Annotated in this window: 17 protein-coding genes; 7 read left to right on the top strand and 10 right to left on the bottom strand. The window is 61.2% G+C overall.

Annotated features, from left to right (window positions below):
* Window positions 1–82: 82 nt before the first annotated feature.
* Window positions 83–1,654 carry a TerC family protein gene (locus tag ABOA88_RS23660; protein WP_196170642.1) on the top strand — a complete coding sequence of 524 codons (1,572 nt, stop codon included), beginning with the start codon at window positions 83–85 and terminating at the stop codon, window positions 1,652–1,654.
* Here the strand turns inward: ABOA88_RS23660 and rarD are convergent.
* On the bottom strand, window positions 1,617–2,504 hold the full coding sequence (gene rarD, locus ABOA88_RS23665) for an EamA family transporter RarD (RefSeq protein WP_196170643.1): 888 nt from the start codon (window positions 2,502–2,504) through the stop codon (window positions 1,617–1,619). The genes ABOA88_RS23660 and rarD overlap by 38 nt on opposite strands.
* A gap of 33 nt (window positions 2,505–2,537) precedes the next feature.
* Complete coding sequence (locus ABOA88_RS23670) at window positions 2,538–4,124, bottom strand: EAL domain-containing protein (RefSeq protein ID WP_367852212.1); 1,587 nt, start codon at window positions 4,122–4,124, stop codon at window positions 2,538–2,540.
* Window positions 4,125–4,431: 307 nt separating this feature from the next.
* On the opposite strand from ABOA88_RS23670, the gene hppD reads away from it, so the two are divergent.
* Complete coding sequence (hppD, locus tag ABOA88_RS23675; RefSeq protein ID WP_196170645.1) at window positions 4,432–5,508, top strand: 4-hydroxyphenylpyruvate dioxygenase; 1,077 nt, start codon at window positions 4,432–4,434, stop codon at window positions 5,506–5,508.
* 18 nt (window positions 5,509–5,526) lie between these two features.
* Here the strand turns inward: hppD and ABOA88_RS23680 are convergent, their stop codons facing one another.
* Together ABOA88_RS23680 and ABOA88_RS23685 are read right to left on the bottom strand one after the other, a co-directional pair.
* Complete coding sequence (locus ABOA88_RS23680) at window positions 5,527–6,333, bottom strand: CSS-motif domain-containing protein (protein WP_196170646.1); 807 nt, start codon at window positions 6,331–6,333, stop codon at window positions 5,527–5,529.
* 129 nt (window positions 6,334–6,462) lie between these two features.
* On the bottom strand, window positions 6,463–7,152 hold the full coding sequence (locus tag ABOA88_RS23685) for a type 1 glutamine amidotransferase domain-containing protein (RefSeq protein WP_196170647.1): 690 nt from the start codon (window positions 7,150–7,152) through the stop codon (window positions 6,463–6,465).
* Between the two features lie 154 nt (window positions 7,153–7,306).
* Here ABOA88_RS23685 and ABOA88_RS23690 point away from each other — a divergent pair, with 154 nt between their 5' ends.
* On the top strand, window positions 7,307–7,744 hold the full coding sequence (locus ABOA88_RS23690; protein WP_196170648.1) for a nucleoside deaminase: 438 nt from the start codon (window positions 7,307–7,309) through the stop codon (window positions 7,742–7,744).
* On the opposite strand, the gene ABOA88_RS23695 is transcribed toward ABOA88_RS23690, so the two are convergent.
* Both ABOA88_RS23695 and ABOA88_RS23700 read right to left on the bottom strand, forming a co-directional pair.
* Entirely contained in the window at window positions 7,745–9,349 is a 1,605-nt protein-coding gene (locus tag ABOA88_RS23695; RefSeq protein WP_367852211.1) for an ATP-binding protein, read from the bottom strand.
* Between the two features lie 80 nt (window positions 9,350–9,429).
* Window positions 9,430–10,485 carry a tetratricopeptide repeat protein gene (locus ABOA88_RS23700; RefSeq protein WP_196170650.1) on the bottom strand — a complete coding sequence of 352 codons (1,056 nt, stop codon included), beginning with the start codon at window positions 10,483–10,485 and terminating at the stop codon, window positions 9,430–9,432.
* A 144-nt stretch (window positions 10,486–10,629) separates the two neighbouring features.
* Here ABOA88_RS23700 and ABOA88_RS23705 point away from each other — a divergent pair, with 144 nt between their 5' ends.
* The 3 genes from ABOA88_RS23705 to ABOA88_RS23715 all read left to right on the top strand — a co-directional run bounded on the left by ABOA88_RS23705 (window position 10,630) and on the right by ABOA88_RS23715 (window position 11,805).
* Window positions 10,630–10,950 carry a YbjQ family protein gene (locus ABOA88_RS23705; RefSeq protein WP_099593364.1) on the top strand — a complete coding sequence of 107 codons (321 nt, stop codon included), beginning with the start codon at window positions 10,630–10,632 and terminating at the stop codon, window positions 10,948–10,950.
* Between the two features lie 138 nt (window positions 10,951–11,088).
* The gene (locus ABOA88_RS23710) at window positions 11,089–11,277 is read left to right on the top strand and encodes a hypothetical protein (protein WP_070091142.1); all 189 of its coding nucleotides are present in this window, start codon (window positions 11,089–11,091) and stop codon (window positions 11,275–11,277) included.
* A gap of 222 nt (window positions 11,278–11,499) precedes the next feature.
* Window positions 11,500–11,805 carry a hypothetical protein gene (locus ABOA88_RS23715; RefSeq protein WP_367852210.1) on the top strand — a complete coding sequence of 102 codons (306 nt, stop codon included), beginning with the start codon at window positions 11,500–11,502 and terminating at the stop codon, window positions 11,803–11,805.
* Here the strand turns inward: ABOA88_RS23715 and ABOA88_RS23720 are convergent.
* The 4 genes from ABOA88_RS23720 to ABOA88_RS23735 all read right to left on the bottom strand — a co-directional run bounded on the left by ABOA88_RS23720 (window position 11,796) and on the right by ABOA88_RS23735 (window position 14,938).
* Window positions 11,796–12,221 (bottom strand): group II truncated hemoglobin, encoded by a 426-nt coding sequence (locus ABOA88_RS23720; protein WP_367852209.1) that lies wholly within the window; start codon window positions 12,219–12,221, stop codon window positions 11,796–11,798. The genes ABOA88_RS23715 and ABOA88_RS23720 overlap by 10 nt on opposite strands.
* Before the next feature lie 89 nt (window positions 12,222–12,310).
* Window positions 12,311–12,643, bottom strand: a complete 333-nt coding sequence (locus tag ABOA88_RS23725; RefSeq protein WP_070572416.1) for a hypothetical protein — start codon at window positions 12,641–12,643, stop codon at window positions 12,311–12,313.
* A 334-nt stretch (window positions 12,644–12,977) separates the two neighbouring features.
* Window positions 12,978–14,123 carry a class C beta-lactamase gene (gene ampC, locus ABOA88_RS23730; RefSeq protein ID WP_367852208.1) on the bottom strand — a complete coding sequence of 382 codons (1,146 nt, stop codon included), beginning with the start codon at window positions 14,121–14,123 and terminating at the stop codon, window positions 12,978–12,980.
* Between the two features lie 20 nt (window positions 14,124–14,143).
* Window positions 14,144–14,938 carry an AraC family transcriptional regulator gene (locus ABOA88_RS23735; protein ID WP_367852207.1) on the bottom strand — a complete coding sequence of 265 codons (795 nt, stop codon included), beginning with the start codon at window positions 14,936–14,938 and terminating at the stop codon, window positions 14,144–14,146.
* 80 nt (window positions 14,939–15,018) lie between these two features.
* Here ABOA88_RS23735 and ABOA88_RS23740 point away from each other — a divergent pair, with 80 nt between their 5' ends.
* Window positions 15,019–16,005: a bile acid:sodium symporter family protein gene (locus tag ABOA88_RS23740; protein ID WP_196170655.1), complete on the top strand. Its 987-nt coding sequence runs from the start codon at window positions 15,019–15,021 to the stop codon at window positions 16,003–16,005.
* The last annotated feature ends 96 nt before the right edge of the window (window positions 16,006–16,101 follow it).

Below are 16,101 nucleotides of genomic sequence, written 5' to 3' on the forward strand. Positions count from 1 at the left end.
CCTTCTCGGAGCCCCCCAGTCTCTGGCCATATCGGCCTTCCTTCCCCCGTCCCCGTGACGCCTCCCGCATGAGTACTTCGCAATGGAATGGCTAGCCGATCCTACGGCCTGGCTGGGCCTTGCCACGCTTATCGTGCTCGAGCTGGTGTTGGGCATCGACAACCTGGTCTTTATCGCCATCCTGGCCGACAAGCTGCCACCGCATCAGCGCGACCGTGCGCGGGTCATTGGCCTGAGCCTGGCCTTGATCATGCGCCTGGGCCTGTTGGCCAGCATTTCCTGGATGGTCACCTTGACCGCGCCGTTGTTCGAGGTGCTGGGCAAGAGTTTTTCGGGGCGCGACCTGATCATGCTGTTCGGTGGTGTATTCCTGCTGTTCAAGGCCACCATGGAGCTGCACGAGCGCTTGGAAGGGCATGTGGCTCAGGCCAACGGTGCTACCCGGCATGCGGCGTTCTGGCCCATCGTGGCGCAGATCGTGGTATTGGATGCGGTGTTCTCCCTCGACGCGGTGATTACCGCAGTGGGTATGGTCGAGCATTTGTCGGTGATGATGATCGCGGTGATCTTCTCCATCGGCATCATGATCGTCGCCAGCAAGCCCCTGACCCGCTTCGTCAATGCCCACCCCACGGTGATCATGCTGTGTCTGGGCTTCTTGATGATGATCGGCTTCAGCCTGACGGCCGAGGGCCTGGGCTTCCACATTCCGAAAGGCTACCTGTACGCGGCCATCGGTTTCTCGTTGCTGATCGAGCTGTTCAACCAGTTGGCGCGTGCGCGTCGCAAGCGCAGCCTGCAGCAGCATCGACCGCTGCGCGAGCGAACTGCCCATGCCGTACTGCGGCTGATGGGCGGGCGGCGAGTGGAGGCCGACGAAGTGGGTGATGAGATTGCCGATCTGGTCGAAGGCAGTGGCGAACAGGTGGTCTTCGACCGTCGAGAGCGGGTGATGATCAGCGGCGTGCTGAATCTGGCCGAGCGACCGATTCGCACCGTGATGACGGTGCGCGTCAAGGTGGATGCCATCGACTTGGCCCTGCCCGCCGACGCCGTCGCCCAAGCCTTGGCCCATTCGCCGTATTCACGTCTGCCGTTGATCCGTGATGGGCGGATCGAGGAGCCGTTGGGCTTCGTGCACAAGAAGGAGTTGCTCAAAGAGTTGTTGTCCGGTGGGCAACCTGACCTGGAGCGCCTGGTACGTGCGCCGCTGAACCTGCTGGAAAGCTTCAGCATCCTCAATGCGTTGGAGCAGATGCGCGCGCAATCGACGCACATCGCCTTCGTGGTCAATGAGTTCGGTGATTTCACGGGCTTGCTGACCATGACCGACATCCTCGAGTCGATCGCTGGAGAACTGCCTGACGCCAGTGAAGTGACTGGGCCAGGCATTGTCGAAGAGGCCGGGGCGTTCGTGGTCAGCGGTGCGTTGAACCTGAGCCAAGTACAGGCACGCACCGGTTTCAGCGCCCGCGCTACCGAGGATTACCAGACCCTCGCAGGCCTGGTCATGAGCTTGCTGGACCGTCTGCCGGTGGTCGGTGATCGCCTGGCCTGCGATGGCTGGACGCTGACGGTGATGGCAGTGGAGGAGCGCAGGGTACGACAGGTCCGCCTTACACCGAGCGACGACGCTGGCGTAGCAGGTGCTTGAAGCCTTCAAGTACCAGCACCAGCACCGCGGCCCAGATCGGTAGGTAGGTCAGCCACTGGTCAGGGCCGATGGTCTCGCCCAGCAGCAGTGCCACGCCGACCAACAGCACAGGCTCCACGTAGCTGAGCAGCCCGAACAGACTGAAGGGCAACAAGCGGCTGGCCAGCACGTAGGCGATCAGGGCTGAGGCGCTGATCGCGCCGAGTAACGGGATCAAACCATAGAGACCCGGATGTTCGGCCAAATCGGCCGGCGTCAGCGGGCGCTGCATCACGAAGTACAGCGCCCACGGCAGCAACAGGAACATATCGCACCACAAACCGCCCAGGTGATCGGTGCGGCAGCGTCGACGCAGGACGAAGTAGATCGGGTAGCCGATGGTCACCACCAAGGTTTCCCAGGCAAAGCTGCCGTTCTGATACAGCTCATGCCCCACGCCTAGGACGGCGCACGCTACCGCCACTTTCTGCAGACGCGACAAGCGTTCGCCATAGGCCAGTCGCCCGGTCAGGACCATGGCCAACGGCAGCAGAAAATAGCCCATGGAAACCTCCAGGCTGCGCCCATGCAGAGGTGCCCAGAGGAACAGCCATAGCTGCACCCCCATTAGCCAGGACGTGCCGATCATCCCCAGTAGCAATGTCGGCGTCTGTTTGACCCGAGCGAGCAAGCCACCCACCAGTTTCCAGTCCTTGGTGGCCAGCATGAACAGGGTGAGGCAGGGGAGCGTGAGCAGCGTGCGCCAGCCAAAGATCTCCTCGCCATCAAGCGGAGCCATCAGGGAGGTATAGAAATACATCACGGCGAACAAACAGGACGCCATGACGGACGAAACAATGCCTTTTGACACGAATGCCTCTGTTAATGGATGTGTGCGGGTGGATCAGTTGGGCATGATCTCAGGGCGTATGCTGTGCGGCAACCGCGAGCTCCCCGGGCGGGCGGCCAGGGCTTGGAGGAAGTCGTCCACAGGCATCGGGCGGCCGAACAGGTAGCCTTGCTGGAAGTCTACCTGGTGTCGAGCGAGGTAATCGCGTTGGACTTCGGTCTCGACCCCTTCGGCCACGATGCCCAGGCCCAGCTTGCCCGACAGTTCGATGATGGTGTCGAGAATGTGTTGGGACAACGCGTCGCCGCCGATCATGGCCACGAAGCTCTGGTCGATCTTCAGGTAGTCGACCTTGAACTGGCGCAGGTAGTTGAGGCTCGACTGGCCCGTGCCGAAGTCGTCCAGAGCGATCATTACACCCATGTCATGAAGTTTCTCGAACAGCTCCAGGGTAATGGGCGTGGCTTCGATCAGCTTGCGCTCGGTCAGCTCCAGGGTCAGTACCACGCGTCCCGGCGGGAAGTGCTGGAGGAAGGTGCGGCAATCATCCAGCAACTCCAGGTCGCGGCAGTGATCGGCGGTAATGTTGATGCCGATGTGAAAGCCATCCTCCAGCAGTGCGGCATACGGCGCCAGGGCCTGGGCGGTATGCAGCATCAAGGCGCGGGTCATGGGAACAATCTGGCCGCTGTGCTCGGCATAGGGAATAAAGAGATCGGGGCGCACCAGGCCTTCGCGTGGGTGATTCCAGCGCATCAGGACTTCGACCCCAGCCCAGCGGTAGTCGTCCTTGCGCACCACGGGTTGGAAGTACGGGAGGAATTCATCGGCCTCAAGGGCACGGCTGAGTTCGGCGCTGGGTGACGAGGCACGCCGGATCTGCCAGTGGCAGACGATGCCTGCGAGGACGCCGAGCAAGAGCAACAGGGTGAGCAGCGCCGGATAGTGTTCGGAGACGAACTGAACTTTCTTGCCCGCCCCATAACCGCCATGAACGCTGAACGGGTAGCGGATCGATGCCTGTAGCGATGGTGCAATGGCAGCTGTTGGCGCTGTGCCTTTGTGCACCACACCGTCCTTGCCCATCCAGTAGTCGCCGACCTGAAGCTGCAGCTCCTCTCCAGAACTGACCCACTGCAGTGCGCTGGTCAGGTGGTCGCCGTCGACGGTGGTGATCGCACCACTGCCAGCGTTGCTCACGCGATAGGCCAGCAAGGGATGGTTGGGCGTGACTGAGTTGCCGTTCATCAGCCAGAGGCGACCGTCGGTATAGTCTCGCGCGTCGACCGGCTCGTCGAAGTTGCCGAACAGCGAGGAGCAATAGAGGGTGTTCTGGTGGAACAGGTTGGTGGAGCGTACGAAGGCGTTACGGGTGACTTGGCTACGCAGGGCCAGGTCGATCTCGTCGCAGGGACGGCCGACCAGTGGCAGCAGCTCCTGGGCGGCGTGGGCAATGTTGTCGAGGATATGTTCGACCTGTTCTACCACTTGTCGGGTCGTGGCCTGGCTGGTGTTTTGCAATTCGCGTTGGGCCTGCCAGTGCATGACTGCCAGGCCGCACAGCAGTGGCAGCGCGCCGACGGCCCAGGGAAGCAGGACTCGCCAGCCCCGACGGGCGGAGCGTTTAACCTTGAAGGGCATGCTGATCTAATCTGATGAAAACAATGGCCAGAGGATAGCCGTTTGTCGGCCAAAGCGGTGAACTAAAGCGCGACAAATGATTTTACGCACTGTAGAATCCGTTTACGAATACAAGAATAAGGTTCTCCGCGTTCCGGAGGATCAAGCCCGCCGAGAATGGGTCCATATGACATACCAAGGGTTCAAACTCATCATTGGTGACTTCCTTGCCCGCAGCGTGCGCGGCATACCCTGCTCGCCACCACGCCTGTCCGACATCCAAAGCACCTGATTTCACTGTTTTTCGCTTATAGATGAGGACACCAACATGGCTGATATCTTCGACAACCCGATGGGTCTGATGGGCTTTGAGTTCATCGAATTCGCCTCGCCCACCCCAGGCGTCTTGGAGCCGGTCTTCCAGATGCTCGGTTTCACCAAGGTGGCTACCCACCGTTCCAAGGATGTGCACCTGTATCGCCAGGGCGGCATCAACCTGATCCTGAACAACGAACCCAAGAGCATCGCCTCGTACTTTGCCGCCGAGCACGGCCCATCGGTCTGTGGCATGGCGTTTCGTGTTCGCAATGCCCACGAAGCCTACGCCCGAGCCTTGGAACTGGGGGCCCAGCCGGTCGAAATCGAAACCGGTCCGATGGAGCTGCGTCTGCCAGCGATCAAAGGTATTGGCGGAGCACCGTTGTACCTGATCGACCGCTTCGAAGAAGGCAGCTCGATCTATGACATCGACTTCAAGTTCATCGAGGGCGTTGACCGCAATCCGAAAGGCGCGGGCCTCAAGCTCATCGACCACCTGACCCATAATGTCTATCGCGGCCGGATGTCCTACTGGGCCGGTTTCTACGAGAAACTGTTCAACTTCCGCGAGATCCGCTACTTCGACATCAAAGGTGAGTACACCGGCCTGACCTCGCGTGCCATGACGGCGCCCGATGGCATGATCCGTATTCCGCTGAACGAAGAATCGTCCAAGGGCTCGGGGCAGATCGAAGAGTTCCTGATGCAGTACAACGGTGAGGGCATCCAACACGTGGCCTTCTTCACCGATGACCTGATCAAGACCTGGGATGCCCTGAAGGGTTATGGCATGCGCTTCATGACCGCGCCCCCACAGACCTACTACGAAATGCTCGAAGAGCGCCTGCCAGGTCATGGCGAGCCGGTCGACGAGCTGCAGGCCCGCGGCATCCTGCTCGACGGTTCTTCCGAGGCGGGCGACAAGCGTCTGCTGCTGCAGATCTTCTCCGAGACCCTGCTGGGCCCGGTCTTCTTCGAGTTCATCCAGCGCAAGGGTGACGACGGCTTCGGTGAGGGCAACTTCAAGGCGCTGTTCGAATCCATCGAGCGTGACCAGGTTCGCCGAGGCGTCCTGAACGTCGAGTAAGCCCCAGGACACGCTGGATCATCCCCGGGATGGCCCAGCGTGTCTGCCATTGGCACGATTCCTGAAAATCCCCCAATACATCATTGCCCCCGTCAGCAGCCCTATCAGGGCGAGTGAGGGGAGTATCTGCAACATCGATTGACGAATCTCCTGGCTGGTATGGCCTTGTGGATACCCGCCCTTGACCGTGTACCCATGCTTGCTCGACATCGCGCTGCGGAAGAACTCCGCTTGCGAAGGGCGTTGGGCCTCCCGGCTATCGCCTGCACTCCACAGATACGTCTCCCCAAACTCCAGCAGCAGCACCAGGCCATCCTGGAATCCGCGTAGTTCGTTGCGCAGTTCCAGGCCGTAGGCGGTGGCAATCACTCCTGGGTTGGCATATGTCAGACGCAGTTCGACGACCACGCCATTGGGCGTCACCGGCGAATTGAAGTTGAGCTGCACATGGGCGCTGGGGTTGGTGAAGGCAGGGCTATAGGACGAGGTGGTTTCGATCGTGCTGCAGTAGGCCTGGCCGTCCTGGGTCAGGACCAGTGACCGAATGCGCGGGTCGCCAGCGACCAGTCGCTCGAGTTTCCCCAGAACCTTCGCACAGGGCTGTCCGGCCAGCGGCAGGGCAGTGGAGGCGGCCGTTTGCAGATGGTCCAACACTCTGTCGACGGTGAAGATCGCTTCCTGAACGGAAACCTGGGTGTTTTCTTCGAGCTTTCTTTCCAACTGGTACACCATGACCAGCAGGCCTGACACCATGGGAACCAGACCGATCGTCAGGACCAGCAGTATCTCGAGCAGGCTACGGCCTGCGTGAGTGAACCTCGACATCGAAATGCAACCCTCCGACCAGACTGCCCTGAATGGACAGAAGCCGGAGAGATTAACGGGGCAGGTAGCCGATGGACTGTAGCTGCGATCCGTTTACGCAGCGGTACATGGCAGAAGACGTTGTCGGAGTCATGCCGGCTTCTTCAGCCGCTCCAGCACCTGTTGCGCCACCCGCTGGCTCGAGGCCGGGTTCTGCCCGGTGATCAGCCGGTCGTCGCTGACGACAAATGCGGCCCAAGGGTCTTCATGCTTGCTGTACTTGCCGCCACGGGCGACCAGTTCGTTTTCCGTCAGGTACGGGACGACCTTGTCCAGTTCGGCGAGTTTCTCCTCGGTGTTGGAGAATCCGGTGACCTGTCGCCCCCTGACCAGCAAGCTGTTGTCGCTGAGCTTGATGTTGAGCAGGCCGACCACGCCATGGCACACCGCAGCCACCACCCCACCGGCCTCATAGATGCGCCGGGCCAGTTCCTGCAGCGGGGCGTTGTCGGGCAGGTCCCAGACCACGCCATGGCCGCCGGCGTAGTAGATTGCGCAATAGCTGTCGGCCTTGACCTGGCCAGGGGAAAGGGTGTTGCCCAGGCGGTTCATGAAGGCTTTGTCGTCGTACCACTGCCAATCGAGCTCGGGCGCCATTTGCAGGCTATGGGGGTCGATCGGTACATAGCCCCCGGCGGGGCTGACGTAGTCGACGGCATAGCCGGCTTTCTGGACCTCGTCGACAAAGTGCACCGCTTCGCCCAGCCACAGACCGGTGGCGCGCCGCAGCGTTGGATATTTCGCCGTATTGGTCAGCACAACCAGGATTTTCTTGCTCATGACCACACTCCCAGCGCCAGGAAAGGGCCCGGATCTGCCCGGGGCAGAGGAAAACCTAATGAGCATAGACGCCCATGGCGGGAAAGCCACGGCCCGGCGCGTGTGCTAGCCTGCTCGGCAAACCGTCGAGCATGGCGGCATGACAGGAGGCAGTATGGACACATTCATGCAGGCGGCCATCGATGAGGCGCGCCAAGGACTTGCCGAAGGGGGTATTCCCATCGGCTCGGTGCTGGTTCATGAGGGGCGGATCATCGGGCGCGGGCATAACCGGCGGGTGCAATGCGGCAGCGCCATCCTGCACGGCGAAATGGATGCCCTGGAACGGGCCGGTCGCCAAAGCGCGCAGGTCTACCGCGAGGCCACGTTGTACACCACGCTGTCGCCCTGCCCGATGTGCAGTGGCGCCATCCTGCTCTATGGCATCGGCCATGTCGTGGTGGGAGAAAACCGTACGTTCATGGGGGAAGAGCAGTTGCTGCAAAGTCGGGGAGTACGCGTTGAAGTGCTGCAGGATGCCTCGTGCGAGCAGATGATGCGCACCTTCATCGATAGCCACCCAGCGCTGTGGAATGAAGATATCGGCCGTTGATCAGGCCTCGCCGAGCATCTGTGTGACCCGCGCCTGCAATTGGCTCAGTTCGAAGGGTTTGCAGATCAACTGCATGCCGGGGTCGAGGAAGTCGTCGCGAGCCATGGCGGTCTCGGCATAGCCGGTGATGAACAGCACCTGCAGGCCAGGCCGCCGTTTGCGGGCGATCTGCGCGAGTTGACGACCGTTCATTCCAGGTAGCCCTACATCGCTGACCAACAAGGCAAACGGCCTTGGCGAATTCAGCAGCTGCAGGGCCTCATCGGCATTGCAGGCGGCCTGACAGGGAAAACCCTCTTCGCGCAGCGCCTGGAAAACCAGGTTCCGTACATGAGGATCGTCCTCGACGATCAGCACATCGCGGGTGCCGTCGACAGCTTCCATGGGGTGCGTATCTGTCTTCGGCTTTGGCTGGCCCCGATAGCGTGGCAGGTAGAGGTCGACCTGGGTGCCTTGGCCAATCTGGCTGTGCAGTACCACGTGGCCCTGAGACTGCTTGCTGAAACCGTAGACCATCGACAGCCCCAGGCCGATACCCTGACCGATCGGCTTGGTGCTGAAGAACGGCTCGAAGGCACGTTCAAGGATGCCTTGCGACATGCCGTGGCCGTTGTCACGGATGCTCAGGCGCAAGTACTCGCCACTGGACAGTCTGCCGCCGCTGAAACAGGCATCATCGATATGCTGATTGCTGGCTTCGATGTCGAGCTGGCCGCCGCTGGGCATGGCTTCGCAGGCATTGAGTACCAAGTTCTCTAGCACTTCGCGCAATTGCATCTCGTCTGCCTCCACCAACCAAAGCTTGGCGGGCAGGATCAGCTGCAACGTCACAGATACGCTGAGCTTGGCTTGCAGTATGTCTGGCTGGAGCAGGCTGCGTAGATCGATGATCTTTCGTTGCAAGGACTGTCGGGAAGAGAACGCCAGCAATTGATGGGTGAGGCGAGCGGCACGGGCCACGGCTTCGCGCCCCATGCGCAGCACGCCTTCCAACTGCTCGGTACGTCCCTGGTGCAAACGCTTTTCGATCAATTCGAAGCTGCCGCCGATACTGGTGAGCAGGTTGTTGAAATCATGGGCGATGCCGCCGGCCAGCTGGCCCACGGCGTCCATCTTTCGGGCCTGGCGCCATGCCCGATCCTCATCCTGAGTCTGTTGCCGTTGGTCATCGAGGCGCTGTTGCAGCTCGCACAGACGATCACGGGAACGGTACTGCCGGCGCCGCGTACGCAGGGCAACCTGGCTCATCTGAAGGAGCTGGGCATCGTCGATAGGCGATGGCAACTGCATCAGATTGCCCAGTCGCGAGCGAGGAGGACCGGTGCCTGAAAGGAGGGTATCGAGCAGCAGCAGAACAGGCAGGTCCGACCACTCCGGTTGTTGGTCGATGAACACCTGTACGGGCGATTGCGGGTCCGTCGGCAGCGTGCTGTTCGCTGCGATCAACAGACCTACGCCTTCTGCCAGCCATTCGCCCAGGCGCGTGACGTTGTCTGTGCACAGACACACGAAGCCTGCGCCTGTCAGCAGGCGAGACATCTGCGCAGCAATCCGCGCGGGCCCCAGGATGAGGGCCCGTTCGTCTACGAGCACCGCAGCGGCCAAGGGATTCTCCTGACTCTGGTCACCGATACCCACTGGACCACGAACAGTCGGCAGGGGTTCCGCTGCGGATGAGCGACCTTCTACAAGCCTTGCTGGAGCAACGGATCGTCCGGGTTCTGCCGTTCGAGTTCGGCCAGCAGAACTTGCACGTTTTGCAGTTGCCCGGTTTCCTTCCAGTACTGAATCAACAGCACCCGCGCACGCCGATTCGCAGGCTCCCGGCTTAGCACGGTCTCCAGCTGTTTCTGTGCAGCCTCGACCTGCTCCAGGTCGTGCAGGGTGACGGCCAGGATGTAGCGGTAGTCGACATTGTCCGGTTCCAGCTCGACGGCGCGTGAGAAGGCGAGCAGGGCGTACTCTTCCTGATTGTGGCGGGTCAGCCACAGGCCCAGCTGATGCTGCAGGAAGGCTGAGTCCGGGCGCAGCGCCAAGGCTTTGGCAAGCACCTGACGAGAGGCGTCGTGCTGGCCCTGGCGTTCGAGCAGTCGAACCTGCGTGGCCAGTGCGTCGAGGCTGTCGGGGGCGATCTTGAGGCTGCGTTGCAGGGCTGCGGCGGCCTGATCGTAGGCATCTTCATGCAGGTACAGACGCGCCAGGTGCACCTGCGCGGCGGCGTCGTCGGGCTGGGCCTCTAGCGCCTGCTGGTACTGTTCCAAGGTGTCCTGCAAGGGACCGAAGTACAAACCGATGGCATCGGGATCAAGACCCAGCAAGGCATCCACCGCAGCAAAACGCACGCTTTGGTCCTCGTCCTCCAGCAACGGCCCCAGAACCAGGCTACGTTGAGCCGCGGGCAACAGCCGGCGAATGCTGGTGATGGCGGCGCGACGAACCATCGGATCGTCGTGCTCCAGATCCTGGCGAGCGAGTTTCAGTGCCTGGGGCGAGGGGTAGTTGGGCAACTCAGCGTACAGTGCAGCCCGGCGGATCGGCGTCAGGTCGTTGCGCTGCAGTTGCTGGTAGAGCACCCGCGCCGCCCCCGGCTCGCCATCATGGGCTTGGCGCAAGGCCTTGGCATAGCTGTGGGCAGGGATGGCGGGGGCAGTGGGTTGCGGATCACGCCTCAGGTAGCCGATGACACCCGATACCAGGACCAGCAAGAGCAGGGCGATCAGGTAACGGCGGCGGTTGAGCATCGGGCGATCCGTGGCGGCGGGAATGCAGAGCTTGGGACAGCCGGACACTAATTGCAACGCCCATGCGGCAGCTGGCCAGGCCAGGTCGTATGGAAAGGTCTGTTAAGATTCGCGCGTTTTCAATTGTGGCGAAGGAGCCGTTTCATGATCATCACCACCACCAGCCAGCTCGAAGGCCGTCCCGTCGCCGAATACCTGGGAGTGGTCAGCGCCGAATCGGTGCAAGGCATCAACTTCGTGCGCGATTTCTTTGCTCGCTTTCGTGATTTCTTCGGCGGTCGTTCTCAGACGCTGGAAAGCGCGTTGCGCGAGGCGCGTGAGCAGGCCACCGAGGAGCTCAAGGCGCGGGCACGTCAATTGCAGGCCGATGCAGTGCTGGGCGTGGACTTCGAGATCAGCATGCCGTCGGTCCAAGGTGGCATGGTCGTGGTGTTCGCAACCGGTACGGCAGTTCGTCTGAAATAGGGCACTTTGCCACTGGTCGGATGGTGTGGGATTGTCCAGAAGGTCTGCAAATGACCGACTAGTCTCCATTTCAACGGGCTGTCGCATCTGAGCAAGCAGAGTGCTTGCCGGCGCAGCCATCATTGGAGGGAGCAGGGCATGAGCGAATCCTTTTTCGAAGACATGAACGATGCGTTCCCGATCAACAGCCAAGTGTGGTGCGGCCAGGCGTTCTTGCGCCTGGGGTTCGCCAACATGACCTTGGATGAATCGGAACAACTTAAGCCTGCACATCTGCAGCGCGTCAAAAAGGGTCGTTTCACGCCCCGGTTCCGGACCCGGAAGTAACCCCGCCCACCGTTCTCGCCTGGCCAGCAATGCAGCGGTCAGGCGAGGGCGATATCCCTCCTGCGCATACACCTGCCTGATCGATCGGAGAACTGCATCACGATCGCTGGCAGCTTTTTATCTAGTTTGTTGATCTTGCTCATGGCATCGGTGGGTGGCACTCGCCGGGCAGTCACGGCTGTGCTTTTCTTGCGCCGATTTTCAGCACAAGGAGGTGAATGCATGCGCGTCAGGGAACAGACTTACTGGGAGTGGGCCGATGCCCAGTTGCACTGCCGCTGCCATGACGAAGTCCTGAGCGACGGCACCGTGCTCGATATCCAGGTACGGTTGTCGCGGCTGGGTGCCACGCAATTGTTTCTTGGGCTATATGCCGGAAACGGCAAAGCGTTGCTGGAGGAGTACTATCCCGCACGCCCCGGTGAGACCATGACCCGCGCCCTGGTCTGGGGCGTGGAGCGCGCTCGGGCCTTGGCCACCGGCGCCGTGCCGTTGCCCGTGGCCAGGGCTCGGCGACTTCAGGCCTGAGCGCGGCGGCGGTTGCGGCTGGCCTGGACGATACGTTCGGCCGGTACCCGCAACTGGCGCAACAGGTACTTGGCAAAATCCGCAGCCCAAGGTTGCAAGGCAATGGCTTGTTCCATGCAACTCAGCCAGACGTTGGCGTGCTCTTCGTCGATTGGCCATTGCGCGTGGAATGAGGGAATGGCAATCGAACCATAGCGCTCGCTGTAAAGGCGTGGTCCACCGAGCCAACCGCTCAGAAAGCAGGCCAGTTTGTCCCGTGAGCCTTCAAGGTTGTCAGGGTGCATGCGCCGCACGCTGGATGCTTCAGGACACTGGTCCATCAGTCGGTAAAAGTCATCGACCAAACGGCGCAGGCCATCGATGCCACCAGCGGCCAAGTAGGACGCGTCGCCGGTGCCATAGGCAGGGGTATTCATCGCAGGCTCCAACAAACAGGAGCGCCTAGTGTAACAGGCATGAAAAAGCCCGGCCTTGCAGGGCCGGGCTCAAAGAAGGGTGGTACGACTCAGTTCAGTGGGTCTATCACCTTGACTGCCTGCCGCTCACGGGCGGTAGGCCATTCTTGTTGCAGGGTCTGCAGGACGCGACCGACGAACTCGGTGTCGGCGGCGGCCTTCTTGCCGACGTAGCCCTGGCCACGGCGGTAGACCTTGAAGCGGGCGCGCATGCTGGGCATGTGCGATTCGAATTCATCTTCGACCGTGTTGGGTGGCAGACGGTCGAGGCGTACCTCGCCAGTCTGGCTGACCCACAGCAGGTGGTCATCGAGGCTGTCCTTGCGCGCGGCGAACAGCTGGGCCAATTGGTCGATCGTAGGATTGTTGTTCAAGTTCATCATAAAGCCCCCATTACCCATCAGTCAGTGATTTTTCACTCGGCGCCACGACGTGTAGCGCACTAACACGGCTGCTACAGCAGCATTGCAACAGGGGCCTTCTCACGCTGCCTTTTGGACAGTTTCCCTCTCCACGGACGACCTGCGTTACCGCGCAGGCCGTCTGGAACACCCTTGCCACCGCTCCCGATCGGGGAGACGGCTTCATCATGCCCAAGGCTGATGAACGGCGTCAACAGGTTTGTAGTGAATATTTTTTGGCACTACATGTTGTCCGACAATCGATCACGCACGACGCATTGAGCATGTCTTGGAGCTGTGGTGGCTGCTTCGTGAATCAATGCTCCAGAGCGGAAAGGATCTGGTAGGCCGCGCGTACCCTGGCTTCATTTGGGTAGTTGCGGTTGGCGAGCAGGACAATCCCCAGCCCCTTGGCCGGGATGAAGGCGTAGTAAGCACCGAAACCTCCGGTGGCACCGGTCTTGTTGTACCAGGCGGCTGGCTCGGCGGGCAGGGGCGGTTGCAAACGGACGGTAGCTTGGGGGGTGAGAGCCACTTCAGAACTGTTGCCTTTGAGCAAGGTCTCCAGGGCGACTGGATACGGGTAGCGCTCCCAACCAAGGCCCTGGGTCATCTGGCCGACCTTGAAGTAGCCCGCCTGGGTGAGGGCGATCGCCTTTTTCAGCGATGGCGTCAGCGAGTCTGCGTTCAACTGCAGGCGTACATAGTGTGCGGCATCGCTCACGGTGGTCTTGATTCCATAGGCTTCGTCCGCCAATGGTCCTGGATTGACCCGCACCGGCTGGTTAGTGGCGTTGTAGCCCTGGGCATAACGCTGTTGTGCGGTGCTTGGTACGGCAAGGTAGGTATCGGTCAGGCCCAGTGCAGGCAAAAGCTGTTCGCTCATGATCGTGGCGAACGGTTTTTTCTGCGCCCGCGCCGCCACATCACCAAACAGGCCCAGGCTAGGGTTGGAGTAGCAGCGCTGAGTGGCGCGTGCAACACGCGGTTTCCAATGCTGATAGAAGGCCAGCACCTGCGCCTCGGTCTGCACCTTGTCGGGGAATTGCAGCGGTAGGCAATCGGCGCTGTAGGCACCCAGTTCCAGCACGCTGGCCTCGCCCAGGGACGTACCTTTGAGGGCCGGATGGTAGCGTTTGGCGGGGGCATCCAGCGCCAGCGTGCCTTGGGCGCTGGTAAGCGCGACGAGGGTGGCGGTGTAGGTCTTGCTGAGCGAGCCGACTTCGAACAACGTGTCCCGTTCCACGGGCTGTGCCTTGGCCTTGTTGGCCACACCGTAAGTGAAGTAGTGCGCCTTGCCATCGGCGATCACGGCCACGGCCATGCCCGCGATGTCGTGTTCGCGCATCAAGGGCTTAATAACATCATCGACCTGTGTGTGCAGCGCGTCGGCCAGGCTTTGCCCGGTCACGGCGGCGAGGCTCAGGGTGAGGGCAAAGCGCACGTAGGGAAGCGGCTTCATGCAAAAGGTCCTTATCAGATTCAGGAAAGTGTGTGGCGTCGCAGGAACTCGCCTGGCGATTGGCCGAAATGCTCGCCAAAGGCAGCGATGAATGCGGAAAGCGAGGCGTACCCACAAGCCAATGCAACGTCGGTGACCCGTTCTGCGCGCTCCAGGGCTGGCAAGGCACTTAGCAGGCGCACCCGTTGACGCCATAGGCGGAAGGTCAGGCCGGTCTCGCGCAAAAAGCGCCGGCTGAGCGTCTTTTCCGAGAGGCCCAGACGCAGCGCCCAGTCGGCCAGGCTGCGGGCATCGTCGGGCGAGGCCTGCAGGCGGCGGCAGATCTGACGCAATTGGCGATCGCGGGGGAGCGGCAGGAGCATCTGTTCTTCTTGGGCACTGGCCAGACGGTCGAGCAGCACCTGTACCAGACGCCCATCGGCGCCTGACTCGTCATAGTTCACAGGCAGCTGCGAGAACGCCTGGATCAGTTCGCCCAGCAGGGGCTCCACTACCACCACCCGGCAGGCGGTGGCCGGCCAGGGCAGGGCGGCAGGCTCGATATACAGGCTGCGGATACAGGTGTTGGGCTCGCAGACCACACGGTGAGGAACCTGTGCGGCGATCCAGACGGCCCGTTGGGGGGGCACCAGGTACAGGCCTTCTGGCGTGTGCACGCGCAGGATGCCGTTGCGGGCGTGGGAGAGCTGACCCCATGGATGCCGGTGACGATAGCCCAGGGCAATGTTGGGGAGGCTTTCGGCCTGGCCATAGACCGGTCGTGGTAGGAGTTCGAGCTGATCGAGGCAGGCCTCGGGATGTCCGTTCAGCGACACTGTCGGGGATTCCGGCGTTAGCAGTAGGGAAGGCGAGACCTTATCGTTTGCTCCTGCACAAAAACAACTCGGAATAATCCATGAAGTACGTCAGAAAAATCTTCGATAACTTCACCTTGGCCTTGCTTGGGGTCGTGCTGGTCGCCACCTTCTTGCCGTGTTCAGGAGATGGCGCGGTGTTCTTTGGCTGGTTGACCAACCTGGCGATTGGCCTGCTGTTCTTCCTGCACGGCGCCAAGCTGTCGCGCGAAGCGATCATCGCTGGCGCCAGCCATTGGCGGTTGCACCTGCTGGTGTTCGCCTGCACGTTCGTGATGTTCCCGTTGCTGGGCATGGCCTTCAAGCCGCTGTTCGTGCCGTTGGTGGGCAACGAGCTGTATCTGGGCGTGCTTTATCTGTGTGCCTTGCCGGCGACGGTGCAGTCGGCGATTGCCTTCACCTCGCTGGCGCGCGGCAACATTCCGGCGGCCATCTGCAGTGCAGCGGCATCGAGCTTGCTGGGGATCTTCCTGACGCCGTTGCTGGTGATGCTGCTGCTCGGTGCCGAGGGCGACACCGGCTCGGGGTTGGATGCGGTCTTGAAGATCACGCTGCAACTGCTGGTACCGTTCGTGGCAGGGCAGGTTGCGCGTCGCTGGATCGGGGAGTGGGTCAAGCGCAATGCACGGTGGCTGAAGATCGTCGACCAAGGTTCGATCTTGTTGGTGGTCTATACGGCATTCAGTGATGCGGTGGTCACCGGGCTTTGGCACACGGTGTCGGCGCAGCATTTGGCGGGGCTGTTCGTCGTCTGCGGGATCTTGCTTGCAGCGGTGTTGTTCGGGACCCGGCTGCTTGGGCGTGTGTTGGGTTTCAGTGTGGAAGATCGGATCACCATTCTGTTTGCTGGGTCGAAGAAGAGCCTGGCGACAGGGGTGCCGATGGCTCAGGTCTTGTTCGTGGGTGGTGGGATTGGGGCGATGATCTTGCCGTTGATGTTGTTTCATCAGATTCAGTTGATGGTGTGTGCGGTGTTGGCTCAGAAATACGCTGCGCGGGAGGTTGAGGGGGTTTCGGCGGTTTCCTGATGGCTTTGTGGCTTTGTGGCTTTGTGGTTTTGTGGTTTGGTGGTTTGTGGGCTTATCCGTTTGATTTGGCGACGGTTAGTCACCTTTCCGCCCTTA

Source organism: Pseudomonas sp. PKS (assembly GCF_051913525.1).
Classification (GTDB): domain Bacteria; phylum Pseudomonadota; class Gammaproteobacteria; order Pseudomonadales; family Pseudomonadaceae; genus Aquipseudomonas; species Aquipseudomonas guariconensis_D.